Annotated in this window: 17 protein-coding genes; 11 read left to right on the top strand and 6 right to left on the bottom strand. The window is 71.3% G+C overall.

Annotation, left to right across the window (positions count from 1 at the left end; genetic code table 11):
- The first annotated feature begins 30 nt into the window (after positions 1–30).
- The 3 genes from FHR82_RS38960 to FHR82_RS38950 are packed head-to-tail and all read left to right on the top strand — an operon-like array spanning position 31 to position 3,421.
- Positions 31–696: a hypothetical protein gene (locus tag FHR82_RS38960; RefSeq protein ID WP_184815663.1), complete on the top strand. Its 666-nt coding sequence runs from the start codon at positions 31–33 to the stop codon at positions 694–696.
- The gene (locus FHR82_RS38955; protein WP_184815662.1) at positions 693–2,099 is read left to right on the top strand and encodes a PrsW family intramembrane metalloprotease; all 1,407 of its coding nucleotides are present in this window, start codon (positions 693–695) and stop codon (positions 2,097–2,099) included. The genes FHR82_RS38960 and FHR82_RS38955 overlap by 4 nt, the downstream gene beginning before the upstream one ends.
- On the top strand, positions 2,096–3,421 hold the full coding sequence (locus tag FHR82_RS38950) for a hypothetical protein (RefSeq protein WP_184815661.1): 1,326 nt from the start codon (positions 2,096–2,098) through the stop codon (positions 3,419–3,421). Before FHR82_RS38955 ends, FHR82_RS38950 begins: the two co-directional genes overlap by 4 nt.
- A gap of 7 nt (positions 3,422–3,428) precedes the next feature.
- Here the strand turns inward: FHR82_RS38950 and FHR82_RS38945 are convergent, their stop codons facing one another.
- Entirely contained in the window at positions 3,429–4,232 is an 804-nt protein-coding gene (locus FHR82_RS38945; RefSeq protein WP_184815660.1) for an SDR family NAD(P)-dependent oxidoreductase, read from the bottom strand.
- A gap of 81 nt (positions 4,233–4,313) precedes the next feature.
- Between FHR82_RS38945 and FHR82_RS38940 the strand changes: the two genes are divergently transcribed.
- Positions 4,314–4,931, top strand: a complete 618-nt coding sequence (locus FHR82_RS38940) for a TetR/AcrR family transcriptional regulator (RefSeq protein ID WP_184815659.1) — start codon at positions 4,314–4,316, stop codon at positions 4,929–4,931.
- On the opposite strand, the gene FHR82_RS38935 is transcribed toward FHR82_RS38940, so the two are convergent.
- Positions 4,932–5,618, bottom strand: coding sequence for a DNA alkylation repair protein (locus FHR82_RS38935; protein WP_184815658.1), 687 nt, complete (start codon positions 5,616–5,618; stop codon positions 4,932–4,934).
- Positions 5,619–5,755: 137 nt separating this feature from the next.
- Between FHR82_RS38935 and FHR82_RS38930 the strand changes: the two genes are divergently transcribed.
- Entirely contained in the window at positions 5,756–8,662 is a 2,907-nt protein-coding gene (locus FHR82_RS38930) for an AfsR/SARP family transcriptional regulator (protein WP_184815657.1), read from the top strand.
- Here the strand turns inward: FHR82_RS38930 and FHR82_RS38925 are convergent.
- The 3 genes from FHR82_RS38925 to FHR82_RS38915 all read right to left on the bottom strand — a co-directional run bounded on the left by FHR82_RS38925 (position 8,620) and on the right by FHR82_RS38915 (position 10,600).
- Positions 8,620–9,033: a peptidase inhibitor family I36 protein gene (locus FHR82_RS38925; protein ID WP_184815656.1), complete on the bottom strand. Its 414-nt coding sequence runs from the start codon at positions 9,031–9,033 to the stop codon at positions 8,620–8,622. The two genes, FHR82_RS38930 and FHR82_RS38925, sit on opposite strands and share 43 nt — an antisense overlap.
- 169 nt (positions 9,034–9,202) lie before the next feature.
- Complete coding sequence (locus tag FHR82_RS38920) at positions 9,203–9,877, bottom strand: lytic polysaccharide monooxygenase auxiliary activity family 9 protein (RefSeq protein ID WP_225943823.1); 675 nt, start codon at positions 9,875–9,877, stop codon at positions 9,203–9,205.
- Positions 9,878–9,988: 111 nt separating this feature from the next.
- Complete coding sequence (locus FHR82_RS38915; RefSeq protein WP_184815655.1) at positions 9,989–10,600, bottom strand: TetR/AcrR family transcriptional regulator; 612 nt, start codon at positions 10,598–10,600, stop codon at positions 9,989–9,991.
- A 94-nt stretch (positions 10,601–10,694) separates the two neighbouring features.
- On the opposite strand from FHR82_RS38915, the gene FHR82_RS38910 reads away from it, so the two are divergent.
- From FHR82_RS38910 to FHR82_RS38895, 4 genes are read left to right on the top strand one after another with little or no spacing between them, the layout of a single operon-like run.
- Positions 10,695–12,038, top strand: a complete 1,344-nt coding sequence (locus tag FHR82_RS38910) for a cytochrome P450 (RefSeq protein WP_184815654.1) — start codon at positions 10,695–10,697, stop codon at positions 12,036–12,038.
- 2 nt (positions 12,039–12,040) lie between these two features.
- Positions 12,041–13,267: an acyl-CoA dehydrogenase family protein gene (locus FHR82_RS38905; RefSeq protein ID WP_184815653.1), complete on the top strand. Its 1,227-nt coding sequence runs from the start codon at positions 12,041–12,043 to the stop codon at positions 13,265–13,267.
- The gene (locus FHR82_RS38900) at positions 13,264–14,232 is read left to right on the top strand and encodes an acyl-CoA dehydrogenase family protein (RefSeq protein ID WP_184815652.1); all 969 of its coding nucleotides are present in this window, start codon (positions 13,264–13,266) and stop codon (positions 14,230–14,232) included. Before FHR82_RS38905 ends, FHR82_RS38900 begins: the two co-directional genes overlap by 4 nt.
- Entirely contained in the window at positions 14,229–15,710 is a 1,482-nt protein-coding gene (locus tag FHR82_RS38895) for a class I adenylate-forming enzyme family protein (RefSeq protein ID WP_184815651.1), read from the top strand. The genes FHR82_RS38900 and FHR82_RS38895 overlap by 4 nt, the downstream gene beginning before the upstream one ends.
- A 12-nt stretch (positions 15,711–15,722) precedes the next feature.
- Here FHR82_RS38895 and FHR82_RS38890 read toward each other — a convergent pair whose 3' ends face one another.
- Positions 15,723–16,892, bottom strand: a complete 1,170-nt coding sequence (locus tag FHR82_RS38890) for an NAD(P)/FAD-dependent oxidoreductase (protein ID WP_184815650.1) — start codon at positions 16,890–16,892, stop codon at positions 15,723–15,725.
- Positions 16,893–17,270: 378 nt separating this feature from the next.
- Between FHR82_RS38890 and FHR82_RS38885 the strand changes: the two genes are divergently transcribed.
- Positions 17,271–18,143 (top strand): TauD/TfdA family dioxygenase, encoded by an 873-nt coding sequence (locus tag FHR82_RS38885; RefSeq protein ID WP_184815649.1) that lies wholly within the window; start codon positions 17,271–17,273, stop codon positions 18,141–18,143.
- A 34-nt stretch (positions 18,144–18,177) separates the two neighbouring features.
- Positions 18,178–19,545 (top strand): serine hydroxymethyltransferase, encoded by a 1,368-nt coding sequence (gene glyA / locus FHR82_RS38880; RefSeq protein WP_221464833.1) that lies wholly within the window; start codon positions 18,178–18,180, stop codon positions 19,543–19,545.
- The last annotated feature ends 10 nt before the right edge of the window (positions 19,546–19,555 follow it).

Here is a 19,555-nt window from a genome sequence, read left to right as displayed (position 1 = left end):
CGGGTGTGACCGCAGTGGGATAAACGACGCATGCTCTCCTGGGGGATGGTCGCCCTCGTGCTGGCCGCCGGTGGTGCGGGCAGTGCCACGCACACCGTGGAGTACGCCGTCGAGGTGCGGGGCGACGCCGAGGTCCACGTGCGGTACGTCGACGGCGACGACCGGCTGGTGACCCAGGAGATCACCGCGTCGGCCTGGAGCAGGCGAGTGGAGGTGGACTCCGCGCGGACCGACGAGGTCCGGGTCTTCGCCGCCGCCGCGCCGACAGCTCCGCGAGCGCAGGCCCTGTCGTGTGTGATCGTCGTCGACGGGGTCGAGCGGGTGCGGGACAGCGCGGTGGGCACCGTCGAGTGCCGCTTCGACCTGGCCGGCCTCCAGCCGTCGTCTTCCGGGCGGGCATCGCCGCTCGGTGGTGGCGCCGAGCCGCCGGGTGACGGGACGGCGATCGGCGACGTGGTCCTGTGGTCCGCCGGTGGGCTTTCCGTCGTGCTGCTCGGGTTCGTCGCCGTGCGGTGGCGGTCGCGCGCGCCCGAGACCGCCGCGCCGGGGCTCGAGCGGGAACCACACGTCCGCCTCATGGGCGTGGCCGGCGCGGTCACCCTGCTCATCGCGGTGGGCGGGTTCTTCGTGGCGTGTGCCGCCGAGCCCGCGGTGCCCCCCTCGTTCGACCTCGAGCGGGAGCTGGGGGAGCGGTGAACCGCAAACCGGGAACCGTGCTGCTGCTCGCGGCCGGGCTGTCCGCGCTCTACCTGCTGTGGCTGGTGCTCTACCAGACCCGGCCCGAGGTGGAGCCGATGCCGGAGCCGGGGCAGCTGTTCGGCACCACCGGCGTGGTGCTGATGTTCACCGCGCCGTTCAGCTGGCTGGTGGCGGGCGCGGTCCTGCTCGTCCGCAGGGGTGGCCAGGGACAACTCGTGGCCGCGGCCGTGCTCGTGGCGCCGTTCGCCGCCGTGGCGGTGAGCAGGCTCGTCGTCGAGCTGCCGCTGGTGCTCGTGTGCCTGCCCAGCACGGTCTTCGCGCTGTGGGGTGTTCGTGCGTGGCAACGCCACCGCCACATGCCTGCCGGTCTCTCGCTCGCCGCGCTCGGGTGGGGCGGGCTCGTCGCGATCAGCGTCGCGGGCGGGATGAACGTGCTCTTCCTGGTCTACTCGCGGCTGTGGCAGGCGCAGGCGCGGTCGGACACGATGTCGGAGGGGATCCGGTCGGGCTCGTTCGACCTCGAGGACCTGGTCGACGAACAGCTGGCGATCCACCAGACCGTGCAGACCCTGAACATGGTGCACGCCGGGGTCATCGAGGAGCTGGCCAAGGGCGCCGGGATCGCGATCCTGTACCTGCTGGCCCGCCGGTGGTTCGACAGCGTGCTCTCCGGCATGGTGGTCGGCGCGTCCGTCGGGCTGGGGTTCAACCTGGCCGAAAGCGTCGAGTACATGGCGCGGGGCGCCCCGGAGTTCCAGTACTGGGCACGCCAGTCGGTCATGCTGTTCGGGGCGCACACCGCGTTCTCGGCACTGGTCGGGGCCGGGTTCGGCATCGCGCGGCAGGTCGCCGACCCGCGCAGGCGGCGCGGGGTGATCCTGCTCGGCTTCCTGATGGCGATGAGCGGGCACTTCGTCTACAACGCCGTCGGTCCCTCGTTCACCCGCTGGCTCCAGCAGCTGGGGTTCGGTGACACCGTCCTCGCCGTGGCCGGGCCGCCGGTGACGATGCTCGTGCTGCAGGGCCCGTACCTGCTGATCGGCTTCCTGTTGCTGCGCGGAGGGGTGCGCGCGCAGACGGCCGGGCTGTCCCGGGAGTTCTTCGTGGAGGCGGGCTCGCCGCACGGCGCGGTGACCGACGCCGAGGTGCCGGTGCTGCTCGACCCGCTGCGCCGGTGGTTGCTCAGGGTGCTCGCCGCCCGGCGCCACGGGTTTGCCGCCTACCGGCACCTAGGGCGGTTGCACGCGGCGCAGCTGGACCTCGGGATGCGGCTGTGGCACCAGCGTCGCGGCGAGGCGGGCGCGCACGAGCCGGGCGAGACCGAGCTGCGGGACCGGGTGCTCGCCATCCGGGCCGCCGCGCCGCTGTCGCCGGACCGCGGAGAGAAGGTCGGCACATGACGCTGCTCGTCCGGTTGTCGGCGATCGTGGCGGCGGCCGTCACGTGGTCGCTGTGGACCGCGGGGCCGGCCGCGGCGTGCACGGTGTCCTACCAGTCGGGGCCTGCCGGTGAGGTCTGCGGGGGAACGGCGCCCGCCGTCGCCGCGGGCGTGGTGGCGACCGCGGTGCTCGCGAGTGCCGCGGCGTTCGTGGCGATCAAGGTGAAGAGCGGCCAGGCGGTGGCCGACCTCGCGCACCTCGCCCGCGAGCTTTCCGGTACGGACGAGGAGAACCTGGCCGCGTTCCAGGAGGAGATCGTCCGTCGGCTCAACGCGGGCGATCCGGCGATCCGCGAGCTGTACCTGAAGGACGAGAAACAGCGGACGGTCCGCAGGAAGGACGCGCACGCGACGGTCGCCGGACATCCCCTTCCCATGGTGGATCGCAGCACGGAAGGCCTGCTCCGGGTGAAACCGCCCGGCGCGCCCGACGCCATCCGGGCGGTGTTCCACAAGGACGGCAGCGGTGCGCCGTGGGAGCAACGCCACGACCGGTCGGGCCTGGACGACGAGACGCTCGCGGCGGCCGACTGGCTGACCCAGGCGCGGCTGGAGAACCTGAAGAACCTCGCGGAGGCAAAGGAAAGCGTCAAGGCAGGACCGGGGGAGGACAGCAGGTTCGGCCCGGACGGGCCGGCTCGAGTCGACCGGTCGACGTTCAACGAGTTCGCGAGCAACTGGGGCGAGAAGCTCGGCGAGTACGCGGGCAGCCACGCCGCGCGGACCGTGCTGCGGGCCCGGTTCCCCGGCCACACCCTGGAACGGGTCCTGGCGGGAGAACTGGGCGGTGCGGGCACGCTGGACGACATCTACCGGGTGCGCGGCGCCGGTGGCACCGTCGCCATGATCGTGCTGGAGACCAAGGGCCCGGAAGCAACGCAGGGCGCGCGGTACGGGCTCGACGGCCGCCGCTACGAACAGGGACATCCCGAGTACCTGAAGACGGTGCTCGACGTGATGAAGGCGGCCGGCAGGTTCGGGACGGTGCCGAAGGAGCTGGCGGACGCCGTCGAATCCGGGACCCTCGAGTACTACTACGTGCGCGCGCTCGTCACCGACGACGGCGGCGGGCTCGCCGCCACCGAGATGACCAGGACACAACTCGACGAGCTGTGGCGGCGGGCGGACGACGCGGTCAGCGCGGCCCGCGAACAGCGGCCGGGCCTGACGGACGAGGAAGCCGCGCGGATCCACCGGGACGTCCGGACCAGGGCCGTGCACGCGACCGCGGTCTACGCGGGTTTCCGGATCAAGCGGTTCGACATCGGCCCCGGGTCGTCGTGACCCGCGGTCAGCCGAACGCGGCCAGTGACACCGGCTGCCACTTCCGCCACGTGGCAAGGCGTTCCTCGTACTCGGCGGCGACGTCCTCATAGGACTTGCCGAAGAAGACGTGCGCGGGCGGGTCGTCCGTGTCGGCCAGCTCGAGGATCGCGGCGCGGGTGGCCTTCGGATCGCCGAGGTCCCAGGTCGGGGACAGCTCGGCGCGGACCACCGCGTAGTCCGGGTGCTCGTCGCTGGTGCGGATGCTGCCGCCGCCGAAGTCCGTCGCGTACGGGCCGGGTTCGAGGCAGATGACCTCGACGCCGAGCACGGCCGCCTCCTTGCGCAGCGACTCGGACAGACCCTCCACCGCCCACTTCGACGCGTGGTAGGCGCCGATGCCCGGGAACGCGCGGACACCGCCCTCGCTCGTCACCTGGACCAGCCTGCCGCCACCCTGCGCGCGCAGGATCGGCAGCGCCGCCTGTGTCACCCACAGGGTGCCGAAGAAGTTCGTCTCCATCACCGCGCGGATCTCGGCCTCGGTCAGCTCCTCCACCATGCCGAAGTGGCCGTACCCCGCGTTGTTGACCACCACGTCCAGCCCATTGAAGTGCTCGGCCGCCCGCCGCACCGCCGCGAAGACGCTCGCCCGGTCGGTGACGTCGAGACGCAGCGGGAGGACCGCGTCTCCGTGCCGTGCCACCAGGTCGTCCAGTCGGCCGGTGTCGCGGGCGGTGGCGGCGACCCGGTCACCGCGTTCGAGGGCGGCCTCCGTCCACTCGCGCCCGAAACCCTTCGACGTGCCGGTGATGAACCAGGTCTTGGCCATGCTGCTCACCTCTCTTGTGGATACCTTCCCTTCTAAAAGTAGCACAGGATGTATTAATAGGAGGCGTGCTAGTGTGCGCCCGTGGACGAGAGCAGGCGGGACCGCAAGAAACGACAGACCCGCGACCGCATCCAGGAAGCGGCGCTGGACCTGTTCACGGCGCACGGGTACCGCAACACCACGATCGCGGCGATCGCCGAACACGCCGACGTCGCGACCCGCACGGTGACACTGCACTTCCCGACGAAGGAGGACCTCCTCTTCGCCGACGACCCGTTCACCCCGGCATCGCTGGCGGATCGACTGACCGGCCGCACGAAGCCGGCACTCGACGTGGTCCGCGAGTGGATGCGCGACACCATGGGCTCCCTGGACCGGCACGACGCCGACCGCTGCCGCGAACCCGGCGAGGTCTGGGCCCGCCGCACCCGCCGGGCCGCCCTCATCGCCGAGGACGACGACCTCCGCGGGCGTGCCAGGGCCGCCTACCGCGACCTGGAACTCCTGATCGCCGCCGCCATCGGCGAGGACGTGGACCTCCCCGCCGACGCCATGGCCCCCCGCCTGACGGCCTACGCCCTCATCGGCGGCCTCCGGGAGCTGTACACGACCCGCGAGGTACGCCAGGACGCCGACCTGTCACCACTCGTGGACCAGGTCTTCACCTTCGCCCGCGCGGGCCTGAAACGGTTGACGTGACTACGTGTCACCCTGTCGGCGGACCATCTCGGTGATCCAGACCGGGGCGAACGGGGACGTGCAGTTCGGGGGAGTCGGGTAGTCCTTGAGGACCTGCAGGCGTTCCCCGATGTCGATCGCCCTGGCGCGGTGTTCCTGGTGCTCGATGCCGATCTGGGCCAGGCAGTGGTTCATCGCCCACTGGAGGCGGTCAGGGGCGTCGCGCATCTCCGCCTCGATGACGTCGAGCAGTCCCGGGAGGTCGAGACCTGCGGGATTCTTCGCCACGCGTTCGGTGGTCAGTGCCCAGCCCGCGCTCGCGACCACCGGGTCCTGGTCGGCCGTCCACGCCACCCGCAGGTCCTCGGCGTGCGGGTGCTTCTTCACCACGTAGTTCACGAGCCAGTCGTGCACCTTCGGGGTGCGGGCCGCGCGCAGCATGGTGTCCAGCTCGTCCCGGCCGAACGCCTTCGGGCGGCAGATCAGGAGTGCCAGCAGTTTCGCCGCGGTGTCGCCGGTCGCCCAGAGCCGGACCGCGAGGTCCTGCTGTGTCTTCAGCCGCTTCGCGACCGCGCGCAGCCTGCCGAGGTTCACACCGTGGTCGTCGCCGTGCCTCTCGTTGACCTCGCGGGCTTTCGGGTCCTCGAGCGCGGCCAGTTCGGCCAGCACGTCGGTGAGCACGGTGTCGGTGCGCGCTGTCCCGGTCACCTCGGCCTCCCTGTGGTCGCGTGGGACGCAGCCTAAGCCGCGGCGCGAACCACGTCACACACGGCGCGCGGGCAGGTGCGCGCGACCGGCGCCGGGATAAGGTGGTCGGCGGTCATGAGCGCGGCGGGGGAGGCTCGATGTTCCGGCTGCTGGGGCCGTTGCAGGTGCACGACGGCACCGGGTGGGTCGGGGCGGGCGCGGGAAAGCAGCGGCTGCTGCTCGCGACGTTGCTCGTCCGCGCGGGTCAGGTCGTGCCGACCGAACAGCTGGTGCACGAGCTGTGGGGTGAGCACCCGCCCAAGACCGCGGCCACACAGGTCCACGGGTACGTGCTGCGGTTGCGCCGCTTGCTCGGTGACCGCGACGGCCGCGTGCTCGGCACCGTCGCGCCCGGCTACCGGCTGGCCGAGGGCGCCACCGACGCCGCCGAGTTCGCGGTGCTCGCCGAGCGCGGGCACCAGGCCCGCCGCGACGGTGATCACGAGCGGGCCGCCGAGCTGCTGGCCGCCGCGCTCGCGGTCTGGCGCGGGCCCGCGTTCGCCGACGTGCCCGCGTCGGACAAGGTCGCCGCCGAGGCGGTCCGGCTCGCGGAGGAGCGGCTCGCCGCCCTCGACGCCCGCGTCGACGCCGACCTCGCCTGCGGCAGGCACACCGCGCTGGTCGCCGAGCTGTCCCGGCTCGTCGGGGAACACCCGCTGCGGGAACGGTTCTGGCAGCAGCTGATGGTCGCCCAGTCCCGCGCCGGCCTCCGGGCCGAGGCGTTGCACACCTACCAGCGCGTGCGTGACGTGATGGTCGGGGAGCTGGGTGTCGAGCCCGGCGCCGCGCTGCGCGACCTGCACCGCCGGATCCTCGACGGTGACCAGGAGCCAGCGGACCCCGTGCGGCCCGCGGTGGTGGTGCCGAGGATCTGCCAGCTGCCCGCCGACATCCCCGACTTCACCGGCCGCCGCGACCAGCTCGGCACGCTCACCACGTTGCTCGCGGACCGGTCGCCCGACGCGCCGCCGGTGGTCGCCGTGCTCTCCGGCGGTCCCGGGATCGGGAAGTCGACCCTCGCGCTGCACGCCGCGCGTGCCGTCGCGGACGGCTTCCCGGACGGGCAGCTCTACCTGGACCTCGCGGGGACGGCACCGCGTCCGCGTGACCCGGCGGTGCTGCTCGCCGAGGTGCTGCACGCGCTGGGCGTCACCGGTGCGGCCGTGCCGGACGGGCTGGGCGCCCGCGCCGCGCTCTACCGGTCGCTGCTCGCCGACCACGGCATGCTGCTCGTGCTCGACGACGCCGCGACCGCGGAACAGGTCCGCTGGCTGGTGCCGCCGACCGGCGCGAGCGCGGCGATCGTCACGAGCCGCGGCGTGCTCACCGGCCTGCCCGGCGCGCGCCACCTCGAGCTGGACGTCCTGGGCATCGCCGAGGCCGGGGAGCTGTTCACCCACATCGTCGGCGCCGAGCGCGTGGCGCGTGAGCCGGAGCACGCGGCGGCGATCGTCCGTGCGTGCGGGCACCTGCCGCTCGCCATCCGGATCGCGGGCGGCAAGCTGCTGGGCCGCCCCGGCTGGTCGCTGCGGGTGCTGCGGGAACGGCTGGAGGACGAGTCGCGGCGGCTGTCGGAGCTGCGGCTCGGCGACCTCGGGGTGCGCGCGAGCTTCGACCTGAGCCTGCACCACCTCGCGCCGGACGACGTCCGGGCGCTGCGGCTGCTCGGCACGCTCGGCCCGCAGACGGTGCCAGGGTGGGTACTGGGGCCGCTGCTGGACCGCGGCGGCACCGACGAGCGCACCGCGGACGACCAGCTCGACGCGCTCGTCGACGCGAACCTCCTGCGGGTCGTCGGCACCGACGACAACGGCGAGGTCCGCTACCGCCTGCACGACCTGGTGCGTGCCTATGCCGTCGAGGGGGCCGAGTCGATCCCGTCCGGCGAGCGCCGTGCCGCGCTCGCCCGGCTGCTGGCCACGTGGCTCGACCTGGCGACCCGGGTCGCGGACGCGTTGCCGCCCAGCCTGTTCCGCCCGCCGCCGGGCACGGCGCCCCGCAGGTGCGCACCCGCCGACGTCGTCCGCCGGGCGGTCGCCGACCCGGTCTGCTGGTTCGACGCGGAACGCGCCGCGCTGCTCGGCGCGGTGTCGGTCGCCGCGGAGTGGGGCCTCGCCGGTCCCGCGTGGGAGCTGGCGACGGTCGCGGTGGCCTACTACGACCACCACAGCCGCTACGAGGACTGGCGGCGCGGGCACGAAGTGGCGCTGACCGCCGTCCGCGCCGGGGACGACCGGCTCGGCGAGGCGGTGCTGCTGCGCGGGCTCGCGCAGGTCGACATCTACCGCGACCTGTTCGAGCCGGCGACCGCGAACCTGACCCGGTCCGTGGCGCTGTTCCGCGAGGTGGGCGACAAGCTCGGCGAGGGACTGGCGACCGCGGGGCTCGGCACCATCCACCGCGTGCTCGACGAGCACGGCCCCGCGCTCGCCCGTGCCACGGAGGCGCTGGAGCTGGTCGCCGCGTCCGGTGACCGCAACACCGAGGCGCAGCTGATGTGCGCGATCGGCGCCATGCACCTGGCCCGCGGCGACCTCGACCCCGCCGCGTCGTGGTTCACCGAGGCGCTCGACCTGTGCCGCGCACTCGGCGACCGGCACCGCGAAGCCGTGGTGCTGCGCGAGATGAGCGACCTGTTCGACCAGGAGGAGGCGCTCGCGCGGCTCGCACGAGCCCTCGACATCTTCACCGAGCTGGCGGACGACCGCTGTGTGGCGTACACGCTGGTGAAGTCGGGAGAGATCCACGCGGACCGCGCGGGGGCGGTACCCGCGCTGGAACGCGCGGCGGGCATCTTCCGCCGCAACGGGTCCCGCCTCGACGAGGCACGCTGCTGGGAGCTGCTCGCCGGGTTCGAGTCCCGGCACGGGAACGCGGCCGGCGCCCGACGGCACCTCGACCAGGCGCGCACGCTCTGGCAGTCCGTCGGCGCGACCGGCCGCGACGTTTCCCTAACCGCGGATCAGGCCACCACGAGCCACTGGAAGGACGCGTTCTCGTTGTAGGTCCTGGTCAGGTTGTAGCAGGTGTAGGGCGGGATGTCGTCGTACACGCCCTTGTAGTTGGAGTTGTAGTACACGCGGGCGGTGTAGCGGCCCGTCTTGTTGCACGCCGACGCGGCGTTGTTCTTCACCGACTGGCCCTGGCCGGCACCCGGCCCCTTGAACACGTAGTTCGCGAAGTCGCTGACCCGCTGGTCGAAGTCAGACACCGAGCCACCCAGCTCACTGTTGTAGTACAGGCAGAACTCGAGGTTGTCACACTTGCCGTCCCGAGCGGCCATCGTGCCGACGGTGTCCGCACCGGCGACACCGGTGAACGCGGTCGTGGCCAGCGCGGCGGCGGCGAGCGGTGCGAGCAGGTACTTCTTACGCATGGGAGATCCCCCGATCATCCGTGGAGTTCGATTGACAGGGGGAAGCCTGCCGACCGGGCCTACATCGAGGCTAAGCCGCGGATAAGTGCCGTCATGTAGCACCGGGGCATCGAGCGAAGGAACCCGGCGCCGGCCAGGGGCCGGCGCCGGGTTCCCGAATTTCGGTCGGTCAGCCGAAGTTCACGTTGCTGCACCACATGTAGGTCTGGTCGAGGTGTGAGGCCTGCCAGATCGTGAAGATGACGTGCTGTCCAGTATATCCAGAGGTCTGGACATTGAACGTGATGTCGGTGGCCGGTGGGTAGCGGCCGGTTTGCATGATGAAATCGAGGTTTCCCCAACCCAGGGACTGGGTGGCGGGGTTGAACCCGTTCTTGCTGATGTAGACCCGGAAGAAGTCCGCACCATGACTGGCCTGGTCGTACAGGTGCATCGTGAAGTTGTTGCTGATGGTCTTGCTCTTCCACTGCCCCGGGGAGTTCAGGGAGTTGTTGCGTGCCAGGCCGTTGCTGCACAGTTGCCCGTCGGGGGTCGAGCCCTGGAAATTCCCGCCGAGGCCGTCCCGCAGCGCGCTCATCCAGTTCCACATGGTGTCGGGGTTGGCCTGGAAAGCCCGGTAGCACATGGGATCCTGCTGTTGCATGGCCGGATCCATGTGGTGGCTGCCCCAGTCACGCCAGCACTGGTAGGCACGCGAGGCGGGATCGACGATCGTGCCGTGTGCCGACGCTGTCGGGGTGAAGACGAACAGGCAGGCCATCGTACCGATGACCAGAGCGAGGAACCCCCGCCGTCTGGCGATGGATCCGGAGTTTGTGCGCATACGCATAAGTGAAGCCTCCATTCTCCGGCTGATCAGAATGTGCCCGCGATGGGAGCGCTCCCAGAACGGAGCGTATACGTATCCGACCGTAACTTCAACGAAACCATGAGTTATCGTCGCGAGCGGTCCGGTTCAGCGATAGAGACCGAGCAGGGACCGCGACGCCGCGTCGACGATCTCGTCGGCGGACGCCGTCAGTGCGCCGTCCAGCCAGGCGGTGACCAGTTCGGCCATGCCGCCGATGAACAGCAGGCCCGCGGTCTCGTCCTCGTTCTCGGTGCGGCCGGGGGTGCGGAGGTGTTCTCGGGCCTCAACCGCGGACTGGTGGGCCAGGTGGCGCAGCAGTTCGGTCCGGCGTCTGCGCAGCTTCGGGACGGCGACCGACTCCACGATGGCGACCCGGCCCTTCCGGGGGTCGTCGAGCAGCAGCTGCACGAACGCGCGGATCGACGCGCGCACCCGCTTCTCCGGATCCGAGCCCGCCTGGTCGGCCGCGCGCCTGCTCGTCTCCTCGATCTCGGCGGCGATCTCGTTCATCAGCGCTTCCTGCAGCGCGTCGAGCCCGGTGAAGCTCTCGTAGAAGTACCGCTCCGACAGGCCGGCCGCCGCGCACACGGCGGTCATCGTCGTCCTGGTGTCCTCGTCCGCCCACACCGCGAGCGCCGCCTCGAGCAGCCGGGACCGCCGGGCGGCGGCGCGCTCTTCGGCGCTGACACCCCGGTACACCCCTGACCGCACAGCCATGTGCTCACGATGCCACACCGGACCAAGGTTGACAGGACGTCCTTCCTGAATCAGGCTTGGCTCGACCGCTGCCGCACCAGCGCGAGGTGAGCCAATGACGGCCGAAACCCTCGAACCACGACCGATTCCGGTGCTGCGCCGCGACGACCGCGGCCTGCCCTTCATCGGTCAGGTCCTCGAGTACGCGAAGGACCCGGTCGGCCTGTACCGGCGCCACTGGGAGCGCTACGGGCCCGTCGCGCCTTTCCGGACGCTCAACACGAACGCGGCCATGCTGCTCGGGCCCGACGCCTGCGGCGAGGCACTGCAGAACAAGGACAAGGCGTTCGCCAACCAGCCTGCCTGGTCGCAGCTCGTGGGACCCTTCTTCCACCGCGGCCTCATGCTCATCGACTTCGACGAGCACCTGGGGCACCGGCGGATCATGCAGGAGGCCTTCGTCCGGCCGCGGCTCGAGACCTACACCCGCAGGCTGCACCCGGCCATCGAGCACGGGATGACGGCCTGGGAGACGGGCAAGGAGTTCCCGGCGTACTGGCGGCTCAAGCAGCTGACGCTGGACATCGCGGCGGACCTGTTCATGGGTGGCGCGCGGGACACCAGCCAGGCCGAGATGGACCGGGTCAACAAGGCGTTCATCGCCTGCGTCCAGGCCGCCGCGGGGATCATCCGGGCGAACGTGCCCGGCACCCGGTGGGGGAGGGCCTACCGCGGCCGCAAGGTGCTGGAGAGCTTCCTCCGCCACTACCTGCCCGCCAAGCGCGCGAACCAGACCGACGACATCTTCTCCGTGCTCTGCCACATCGAGACCGACGACGGCGACCGCTTCACCGACGACGACGTCGTCAACCACATGGTGTTCCTGATGATGGCGGCGCACGACACCTCCACCATCACCACCGCCACGATGCTGCAGTACCTCGGCCAGCACCCGGCGTGGCAGGAACGGTGCCGCACCGAAGCCGAGGCCCTCGGGCCCGCACCGTCCGCGGCGGAGCTGGAAGGCCTGGTCTCCCTCGACCTGGTGATGCGCGAGGCCCTCCGGCTGCGGGCGCCCGTCCCGGTGCTGGTCCGCCACACGGTCAAGGACACGGTCGTCCAGGGCGTGCGCATCCCGGCGGACACCAGCGTCGCGCTCGGCATCCAGTTCACCCACCTCATGGCCGACTACTGGACGAACCCCGAGGAGTTCGACCCCGGCCGGTTCTCGCCGGAACGCCGCGAGGACAAGTCGCACCGGTTCGCGTGGGAGCCGTTCGGTGGCGGTGTGCACAAGTGCATCGGGATGCACTTCGCGGGCCTGGAGGTCAAGGCGATCATGCACCGGCTGCTGCGCGGGTACCACTGGCGCGTCGATCCCGGCTACGTGCCGCCGATGGACAACCACTCCCTGCCGTTCCCCAAGGACGGCCTCCCCATCACCCTGATCAGGAACTGAACATGGACTTCGACGACACGCGGGAAGAAGCCGCCTGGCGCGCCGAGGTGCGTGCGTTCCTCGAGCAGCACCGCGACGACGGCACCGACCGGGACACGGTCTGGGACACCGGGACCGCCAGGACCTGGCAGGCCACCCTGTACGACGCCGGGTTCGTCGGCGTCACCTGGCCCGTCGAGGCGGGCGGCCGCGGCGGCACACCAATGCAGCAGGCGATCATCGACCAGGAGATGTCGCGGCTCGACCTCCCGCCGCTGATCAACCTCATCGGCATCGGCATGTGCGGGCCGACCGTGATCGTGCACGGCAGCGCCGACCAGAAGCAGCGCTACCTCAAGCGGCTGCTCCGCGCCGACGACATCTGGTGCCAGCTGTTCAGCGAACCCGCCGCGGGCAGCGACCTCGCCGGGCTGCGCACGAGGGCCGTCCGCGGCGGTGACAGCGACAACGGCGGTGACAACAGCCACTGGCTGGTCAACGGCCAGAAGGTGTGGACGACCCGCGCCCACCAGTCCGACTACGGCATCCTGCTCACCAGGACCGACCCGGACGTGCCCAAACACCGAGGGCTCACCATGTTCGTGGTCGACATGAAGGCACCCGGCGTCACCGTGCGGCCGCTGCGGCAGATGAGCGGCGGCGCGGACTTCAACGAGGTCTTCTTCGACGACGTGGTGATCCCCGACGCCGAACGGCTCGGTGACGTCGGCGACGGCTGGCGCGTCGCGCTGACGACCCTGATGAGCGAGCGGCTCTCGCTGGGTGGCGGTGGCACCGGCATCGGCCCTCGTGCGGAGACCGTCGCCCGGCACGTCGCGGAGCACCTCGGCGCGCTGTCGCCCGACCGGCAGGCGCTGGTCCGGCAGCAGCTGGGAAAGGCGTACGTCGCCGTGCTCGGCGCCCGGTACACCGGCTACCGCCAGCTCTCCAGGATCAGCCGCGGTGAGCTGCCCGGCCCGGAGGCGTCGGCCGGGAAGCTCTCCGGCACGCGATCGGCACGCGACCTTGCCGACCTCGCGGTGCGCGTGCTCGGCGCCGACGCGCGCGTGGCGGGCGGGTTCTGGCAGGAGCTGCAGGCCGGGCTCCCCGGCATGGCGATCGCGGGCGGCACCGACCAGGTGCTGCGCAACATCATCGGCGAACGCGTCCTCGGGCTGCCCGCCGAACCCCGCGCCGACAAGGGCGTGACGTTCAAGGAGAGCCTGGCCGCCGAGAGGGGCACGCCGTGAACTTCGACCTGGACCAGGAACACCGCGACCTCGCCGACGCCGCGCGGGACTTCCTGTCGGCCACCGCCTCCCCGGCCGCGGCCAGGGCGATGCTGGACGACGGCGCGACTGTGCGGCCCGGCCGGGCGGAGCTGGTCAAGAGCGGTTTCGCGACCATCACGATCCCCGAGCACGCAGGCGGGGGCGGCGGCAGCGTCCTCGACCTCGCCGTGGTCGCCGAACAGGCCGGGCGGCTGCTCGCGGGTCCGTCACTGGTGACCTTCGCGCGGGCGGCCGTGCTGCTGGCCGGCGACGACCGGCTGGCCGACCTCGCCGGTGGCGACCGGTCCGTCGCGGTCGTCGACCACGACGGGCCCGTACTGGACGCGGTCGGCGCCGACACCTTCCTCGCCTTGCGGGACGGGGCGCTGGTCTGCGGACCGGGCACCGTCACGGCACGCGAGCCGATCGACCCGACCCGCGGCCTCGGCGACGTCACCCTCGGCGATACCGAGGAGCTGGTGCCGGACGCGGCGGAGCGGTGGCTCCACGGCGAGCGCGTCGGCAGGACGATCCTCGCCGCCGAGGGCCTGGGCGCGGCGGCCCGCGTGCTGGAGATCGGTGTGGCGTACGCGAAGGAGCGGTACGCGTTCGGCCGTGCGATCGGCTCCTACCAGGCGGTGAAGCACCTGCTCGTCGACGCCTACGTCGAGGTGGAGCAGCTCCGCTCGCTGGTCTGGTGGGCGGCGTGGGCCGCCGACCACGCGCCGGACGAGCTGCCACTGGCCTCGGCCGCCGCGAAGGCGGCCGCGGCCACCACCCTCGAACAGGCGGCGGAGGCGGTGATCCAGGTGCACGGCGGCATCGGGTTCACCTGGGAGCACGACGCGCACCTGTACTGGCGACGGTCCAAAGTGGACAGATTCCTCCTCGGGGACGACGTGTCCGCGTACGACGAGGTCGCGCGGCTGGCGGTGACGCGATGACCGAGTACAACCTCGCCGTCCTGGCCGAGCAGGCCTTCGACCGCCTCGGCGACTACGAGTCGCTGTTCTTCGAGGGCAGGTGGCTGACCTCGGGGGAGATCCACGACCGGTCGGCGCGGGTCGCGGGCGGCCTGCGCGCACACGGTGTGGCACCGGGCGACCGGGTGGTCGTGATGATGATGAACACGCCGGAGGTGTTCGTCTCGTACCGGGCGATCTGGCGGGCGGGTGCCGTGGTGACCCCGGTGATCTTCCTGCAGACCGTGCCGGAGCTGCGGCACATCCTCACCGACTCCGGGGCGAAGGCCGCGATCATCAGCCCGGAGCTGGCCCGCCTGTTCCTCGGTGCCGGGGAAGGCCTCGGCATCACCACCTTCGTGGTGGGCGAGGAGTCCTTCTCCGCCTTGGAAAGCGGCGAGCCGGCCGGCATCGAGCCACGCGCGGACGACGACCTCGCGGCCCTGCTCTACACCGGCGGCACCACCGGGCGGGCGAAGGGCGTGATGCTCGGCCATCGCGGGCTGTGGGAGTCCGGCCGCGGCCTGAGCGCGGTCGCCAGGAGCATGGACACGACCCGGTCGCTGTTGCCGCTGCCGCTCTCGCACGCCTACGGCCTGATCGTCACCATCGGCGGCCTGCACGCCGACCGCAGACCGGTGTCGGTCCTGCAGCGCTGGTTCGACCCGGCCGGCTGGCTCGCGCTCGTCGCCGAGCACCGGCTGGAGACGAGCCCGGTCGTCCCCGCCATGCTCCAGGCGCTGCTCGCCCAGCCGCTCGCCGACCACGACCTGTCGTCGCTGCGGTCGTTCGGCTCCGGCGGCGCCACGCTGCCGCCCGCCGTGCGGGAGAAGGCCGAGAAGGTCTTCGGGGTGACCGTCCTGCAGGGCTACGGCCTCACCGAGTCCAGCGCGGTGGTGTCGGCCGAGACGGTCGAGGACCACCGGCCGGGCAGCGTCGGCAAGCCGCTGCCGCACGCCGAGGTGGCCATCCTCGATCCCGAGGGGAACGTGGTGGAGGAGGGCGAGATCTGCGTCCGAGGTCCCGGGGTGATGCTCGGCTACTGGCACGACCCGGACCTGACCGCGCGGACCGTGCGCGACGGCTGGCTGCACACCGGCGACCTGGGCCGCCTCGACGAGGACGGCTTCCTGTACGTCGTGGACCGGATGAAGGACCTGATCATCCGCGGCGGCTTCAACGTCTACCCGCGCGACGTGGAGGACGTGCTGCTCGAGCACCCCGCGGTGCAGGTGGCGGCCTGCGTCGGGAGACCCGACCGGGAACGCGGCGAGGAGGTGGTCGCGGCCGTCCAGCTGGCACCGGGTCAGGAGGCGACCGGCGCCGAGCTGGTCGAGTTCGCCAGGTCGCGGCTGGCGAAGTACAAGTATCCGCGCGAGGTGGTCGTGCTGGACGCCGTACCGCTGACCAGCGTCGGCAAGATCGACCGGAAGTCCGTGCGCGTCCTGTTCACCGAGTGAGGCGGCGCGGCGTCACACGATGTGGGTCTCGGGGCGGGCGCCCGCCGCGGTCGCGAACCGCTGCGCGCTGAGTGGCCGGACGTCGACGAACGGGTCGCGGTCCAGGTAGAGGTCCCTGATCACCTCGCCGACGGCCGGGGCCTGCAGGAAGCCGTGGCCGGAGAACCCCGTCGCGTAGAACAGGTTGGACGGGCTGCTTGCGCGGCCGATCAGGGCGTTGTGGTCCGGGGTGACCTCGTACAGCCCCGCCCACCCCGGTGACAGGCCCACGTCCAGCAGTCCGGGTGCGCGGGCCTCGATCGCCGCGGCCACCCTGGGCAGCCACGCGTCGGAGTAGTCGAGGTGGAAACCCGGTTCCTGTGCGGGATCCGACATGCCGAACATCAGGCCCCGGCCCTCGCGGTGAAAGTAGAACGACGTCGCGAAGTCGATGGTGAACGGCACCGCCGAGGGCAGGCCGGGCATCGGTGCCGTGAACATCACCTGCCTGCGCACCGGGGTGACCGGCAGGTCGACGCCCGCCATCGCGCCGACGGCCGCCGACCACGCGCCTGCCGCGCAGATGACGGCGCCGGTCGCGACGGTGCCCTGGTCGGTCACCACCGCCGTCGCGCGGTCGGCTCTGGTCTCGATGTCGAGGACGGTCGTGCCCGTGCGGAGGGTGGCGCCCAGCCCGCGCGCCGCGCTCGCGTAGCCGAGTACCACCGACTCCGGGGTGCAGTGGCCGTCGTCCGGGGAGAACGCGGCCGCCAGCAGTCCGTCGGTGTCGATCAGCGGGGACAGCCGCCGCGCCTCGCCGACATCGATCATCCTGCTGTCGACGCCGAGTTCGTTCTGCAGCGCGACGTCCCGTTCGAACGCCGCCACGTCCTCCGGGGTGGACAGCAGGAACAGGTAGCCGACCTGGTGCAGGTCGATCTCCTGGCCCGGCCGCTCGCCGAACCGGGTGAACGCCGCCAGGCTGCGCGCGCCCAGTGCGATGTTCAACTCGTCGGAGAACTGGGCGCGGACCCCGCCGGCGGCCCGGCAGGTCGACCCGGAACCGAGTTCGCCGCGCTCGAGCAGGAGTACCTCGGGCACACCCGCCTCCGCCAGGTGGAACGCGATGCTCGTGCCGATCACACCGCCGCCGATGACCACGACCGGCGCGCGGTCCGGCAGGGGAGCGCGGGGACCCGCCATGGCACCCCTTTCCGTGCGGTCGCCGGTCGGCTGTTCCCATCGTGCAGTCGTCGACGGCCGGCGTCCAGGAGCGGTCGCAGTTGCACAGCGGTGTGCGGCGGTGCGCGCGTGCCGGTACTGGCTTCGACGCGCTGAGCACGGGAAAACCGTCTGCCGCGATCCGGTGTGCAACTGCGTCCGCGACGTTTGCGGCCCGGGTTCCGCTGTACTAAGAACATCGCGGCGGCTGGTGCCGGTAGGGGGTTGGCGTGTCATGTCGGAATGGCGGAGAAATGGGCGCGGGGTCTTTTTGGACGGTGGTTGCGCCCTGCGCTGGATAGTGCTTAAAGTCGTTCGTGTCGCCAGCAGTGGCGAAATCATTTGACCTCGGAGTGGTTTATGACGACGTTACTGTCGACGTCCCTTCTCAGTGAGCATCACGGCCTGGTCATCGAAAAGGGCGGTGGTGCCGCTCTTGCCGAGCTGCCCTACGAAGGGGTCGTCGACCTGTTCAAGCAGCACGGCACGCTGATGTTTCGCGGCTTCGAGGCGACCGCCGACGATTTCCGGGAACTGGTCCAGAGGTTTTCCGAAAAACTGTACTTCCACCAGAACCCGAACCGGGAGACGATCTCCGAGGACGGGGCGGTGCTGCTGGTCGACGCGCACCGCAACCCGATCCCCGCCCACGCCGAGATGAGCTACTGCCCACTGCATCCCGGGCTGCAGTGGTTCTACTGCGTGCAACCCGCCAGTTCCGGCGGTGCCACCACGGTGTACGACGGTGTCGCGGCGCTCGACCTGCTCGCGAAGGAGACCCGGGACCTGTTCGAGGAGAAGAGGCTGACGTGGCGCCTCCCGTTCGCGACCGGGCCCGAGCACCAGGAACGTGTCTTCGGGACGTCCGATCGGGCCGAGCTCGACCGGCTCTTCGCCGAGTTCGACGATTTCACGTACGATTTCGATGACGCGGGTAACCTGAACTGGAGCTACACCGTTTCGGCGGTGCCGCAGGCGCCGTACATCGATTCCCGCACATTGTGCAACAGTTATCTCGGCTCCGGCGCCATCGTGTCCTTCGAGGACGGGTCACCGATTCCGCAGCACTGTCGCTGGGACGCGCTCGACGCCACCGAGAAAGTGGCGGTCGACCTCGAATGGGAGGTCGGCGACATCGTCATGATCGACAACAAACGGGTGATGCACGGACGCCGCGCCTTCGAGGACCCGAACCGGCGGGTGGCGGCCATGTTGTCCATGCCGAACTTCTGAGACCCGTCCATTCACGCACCCGTTGGGGGATTTTGTGACCAATGTCGCGGGTCTGCCGTTGCCCGCACAGGCCGGCACCTCACTGCCTTCCTTCTACGAGAACGCACTCGACTCACTGGAACTCGACGACCCGGTCCTGCTCGGGCTGCTGAACGACGAGCTCGGCAGACAGCGGGAGACCCTCGCGCTGGTCGCGTCGTGCAGTCCCGTCTCACCCGCGGCGCTGCTCGCCGAGGGCAGCATCTTCGCGAACGTCACCGCGGAGGGATATCCCGGCCGCCGGTTCCACGCGGGCTGTGTGAACGTGGACAAGGTCGAGCGGCTCGCCGTGGACCGGGCCAAGCACGCCTTCCGCGCGCGCTACGCCAACGTGCAGCCGCACTCCGCGAGCACCGCCAACCAGGTGGTCATGAACGCGTTGCTGAGCCCAGGCGACCCGATCCTGGGGATGGACCTCGACGCGGGCGGCCACCTCAGCCACGGCGCCCCGGTGAACGTGTCCGGCCGGGTGTTCGTGGCCCGCGGCTACGGCCTCGCGCCCGACGGGCTGATCGACTACGACGAGGTGCGGGCCAAGGCGCTCGAGCACCGCCCCCGCCTCATCATCGCGGGCACCACGGCCTACCCGCGCACGATCGACTGGGCGGCGTTCCGCGCGATCGCCGACGAGGTCGGCGCCTACCTGCTCGCCGACATCACGCACATCGCCGGTCTCGTGGTGGCCGGGCTGCACCCGTCGCCGATCGAGCACGCGCACGTCGTCACGACCTGCACGCACAAGCAGCTGTACGGGCCGCGCGGCGGGCTCATCCTCCTCGGCGAGTCGGCCACGACCACGTTGCCCGACGGCAGGACCCTCGAACAGGCCATGCAGGGCGGGTTGTTCCCGCTGATGCAGGGCGCACCGGTGGTGAACAGCATCGCCGCGAAGGCCTACGCCCTCGGCGCCGTGGACACGCCGCGGTTCGCCGACACGATGGCCAGGGTCCGCTCGCTCGCGGCCGCCCTCGCCGACCAGCTGATGCGCCGCGGTGTCCGGGTCATCTCCGAGGGCACCGACAACCACATCGTGGTGGCCGACGTCCTGTCGTCGTTCGGCATCACGGGGGTCAACGCCGAGAAGGCGTTGGAGGAGTGCGACATCCTCGTCAACAAGAACCGGATCGTCGGCGACGTCCACCCCGCGAACGTGGCCTCGGGTGTGCGCTTCGGCAGCAACAGCATGGCGGCCCGCGGGCTGGACGCGGAGGACGTCGCGGAGATCGCCGAGGTCGTCGTCGATGTGCTGACCGCCGCGGAGAGCGCCTCGGCCAGGGTCCACACCCTCGACCCCCAGGTCCGTGCGCACGCGCGCAAGCGGATCGGGGCCATCTGCGGCCGCAGGCCACTCGCCGGGTACTGACCCCGGACCA

Origin of the sequence: Actinophytocola algeriensis (assembly GCF_014203735.1) — a bacterium.
In the GTDB taxonomy this organism is placed as follows: domain Bacteria; phylum Actinomycetota; class Actinomycetes; order Mycobacteriales; family Pseudonocardiaceae; genus Actinophytocola; species Actinophytocola algeriensis.
This window is presented reverse-complemented; position numbering and strand designations above follow the sequence as displayed.

Coding starts and splice junctions, on each gene's coding strand:
- FHR82_RS38960 (WP_184815663.1), top strand. CDS start 31: ATGCTCTCCTGGGGGATGGTCGCCCTCGTGCTGGCCGCCGGTGGTGCG.
- FHR82_RS38950 (WP_184815661.1), top strand. CDS start 2,096: ATGACGCTGCTCGTCCGGTTGTCGGCGATCGTGGCGGCGGCCGTCACG.
- FHR82_RS38945 (WP_184815660.1), bottom strand. CDS start 4,232: ATGGCCAAGACCTGGTTCATCACCGGCACGTCGAAGGGTTTCGGGCGC.
- FHR82_RS38930 (WP_184815657.1), top strand. CDS start 5,756: ATGTTCCGGCTGCTGGGGCCGTTGCAGGTGCACGACGGCACCGGGTGG.
- FHR82_RS38925 (WP_184815656.1), bottom strand. CDS start 9,033: ATGCGTAAGAAGTACCTGCTCGCACCGCTCGCCGCCGCCGCGCTGGCC.
- FHR82_RS38920 (WP_225943823.1), bottom strand. CDS start 9,877: ATGGAGGCTTCACTTATGCGTATGCGCACAAACTCCGGATCCATCGCC.
- FHR82_RS38915 (WP_184815655.1), bottom strand. CDS start 10,600: ATGGCTGTGCGGTCAGGGGTGTACCGGGGTGTCAGCGCCGAAGAGCGC.
- FHR82_RS38910 (WP_184815654.1), top strand. CDS start 10,695: ATGACGGCCGAAACCCTCGAACCACGACCGATTCCGGTGCTGCGCCGC.
- FHR82_RS38905 (WP_184815653.1), top strand. CDS start 12,041: ATGGACTTCGACGACACGCGGGAAGAAGCCGCCTGGCGCGCCGAGGTG.
- FHR82_RS38895 (WP_184815651.1), top strand. CDS start 14,229: ATGACCGAGTACAACCTCGCCGTCCTGGCCGAGCAGGCCTTCGACCGC.
- FHR82_RS38890 (WP_184815650.1), bottom strand. CDS start 16,892: ATGGCGGGTCCCCGCGCTCCCCTGCCGGACCGCGCGCCGGTCGTGGTC.
- FHR82_RS38885 (WP_184815649.1), top strand. CDS start 17,271: ATGACGACGTTACTGTCGACGTCCCTTCTCAGTGAGCATCACGGCCTG.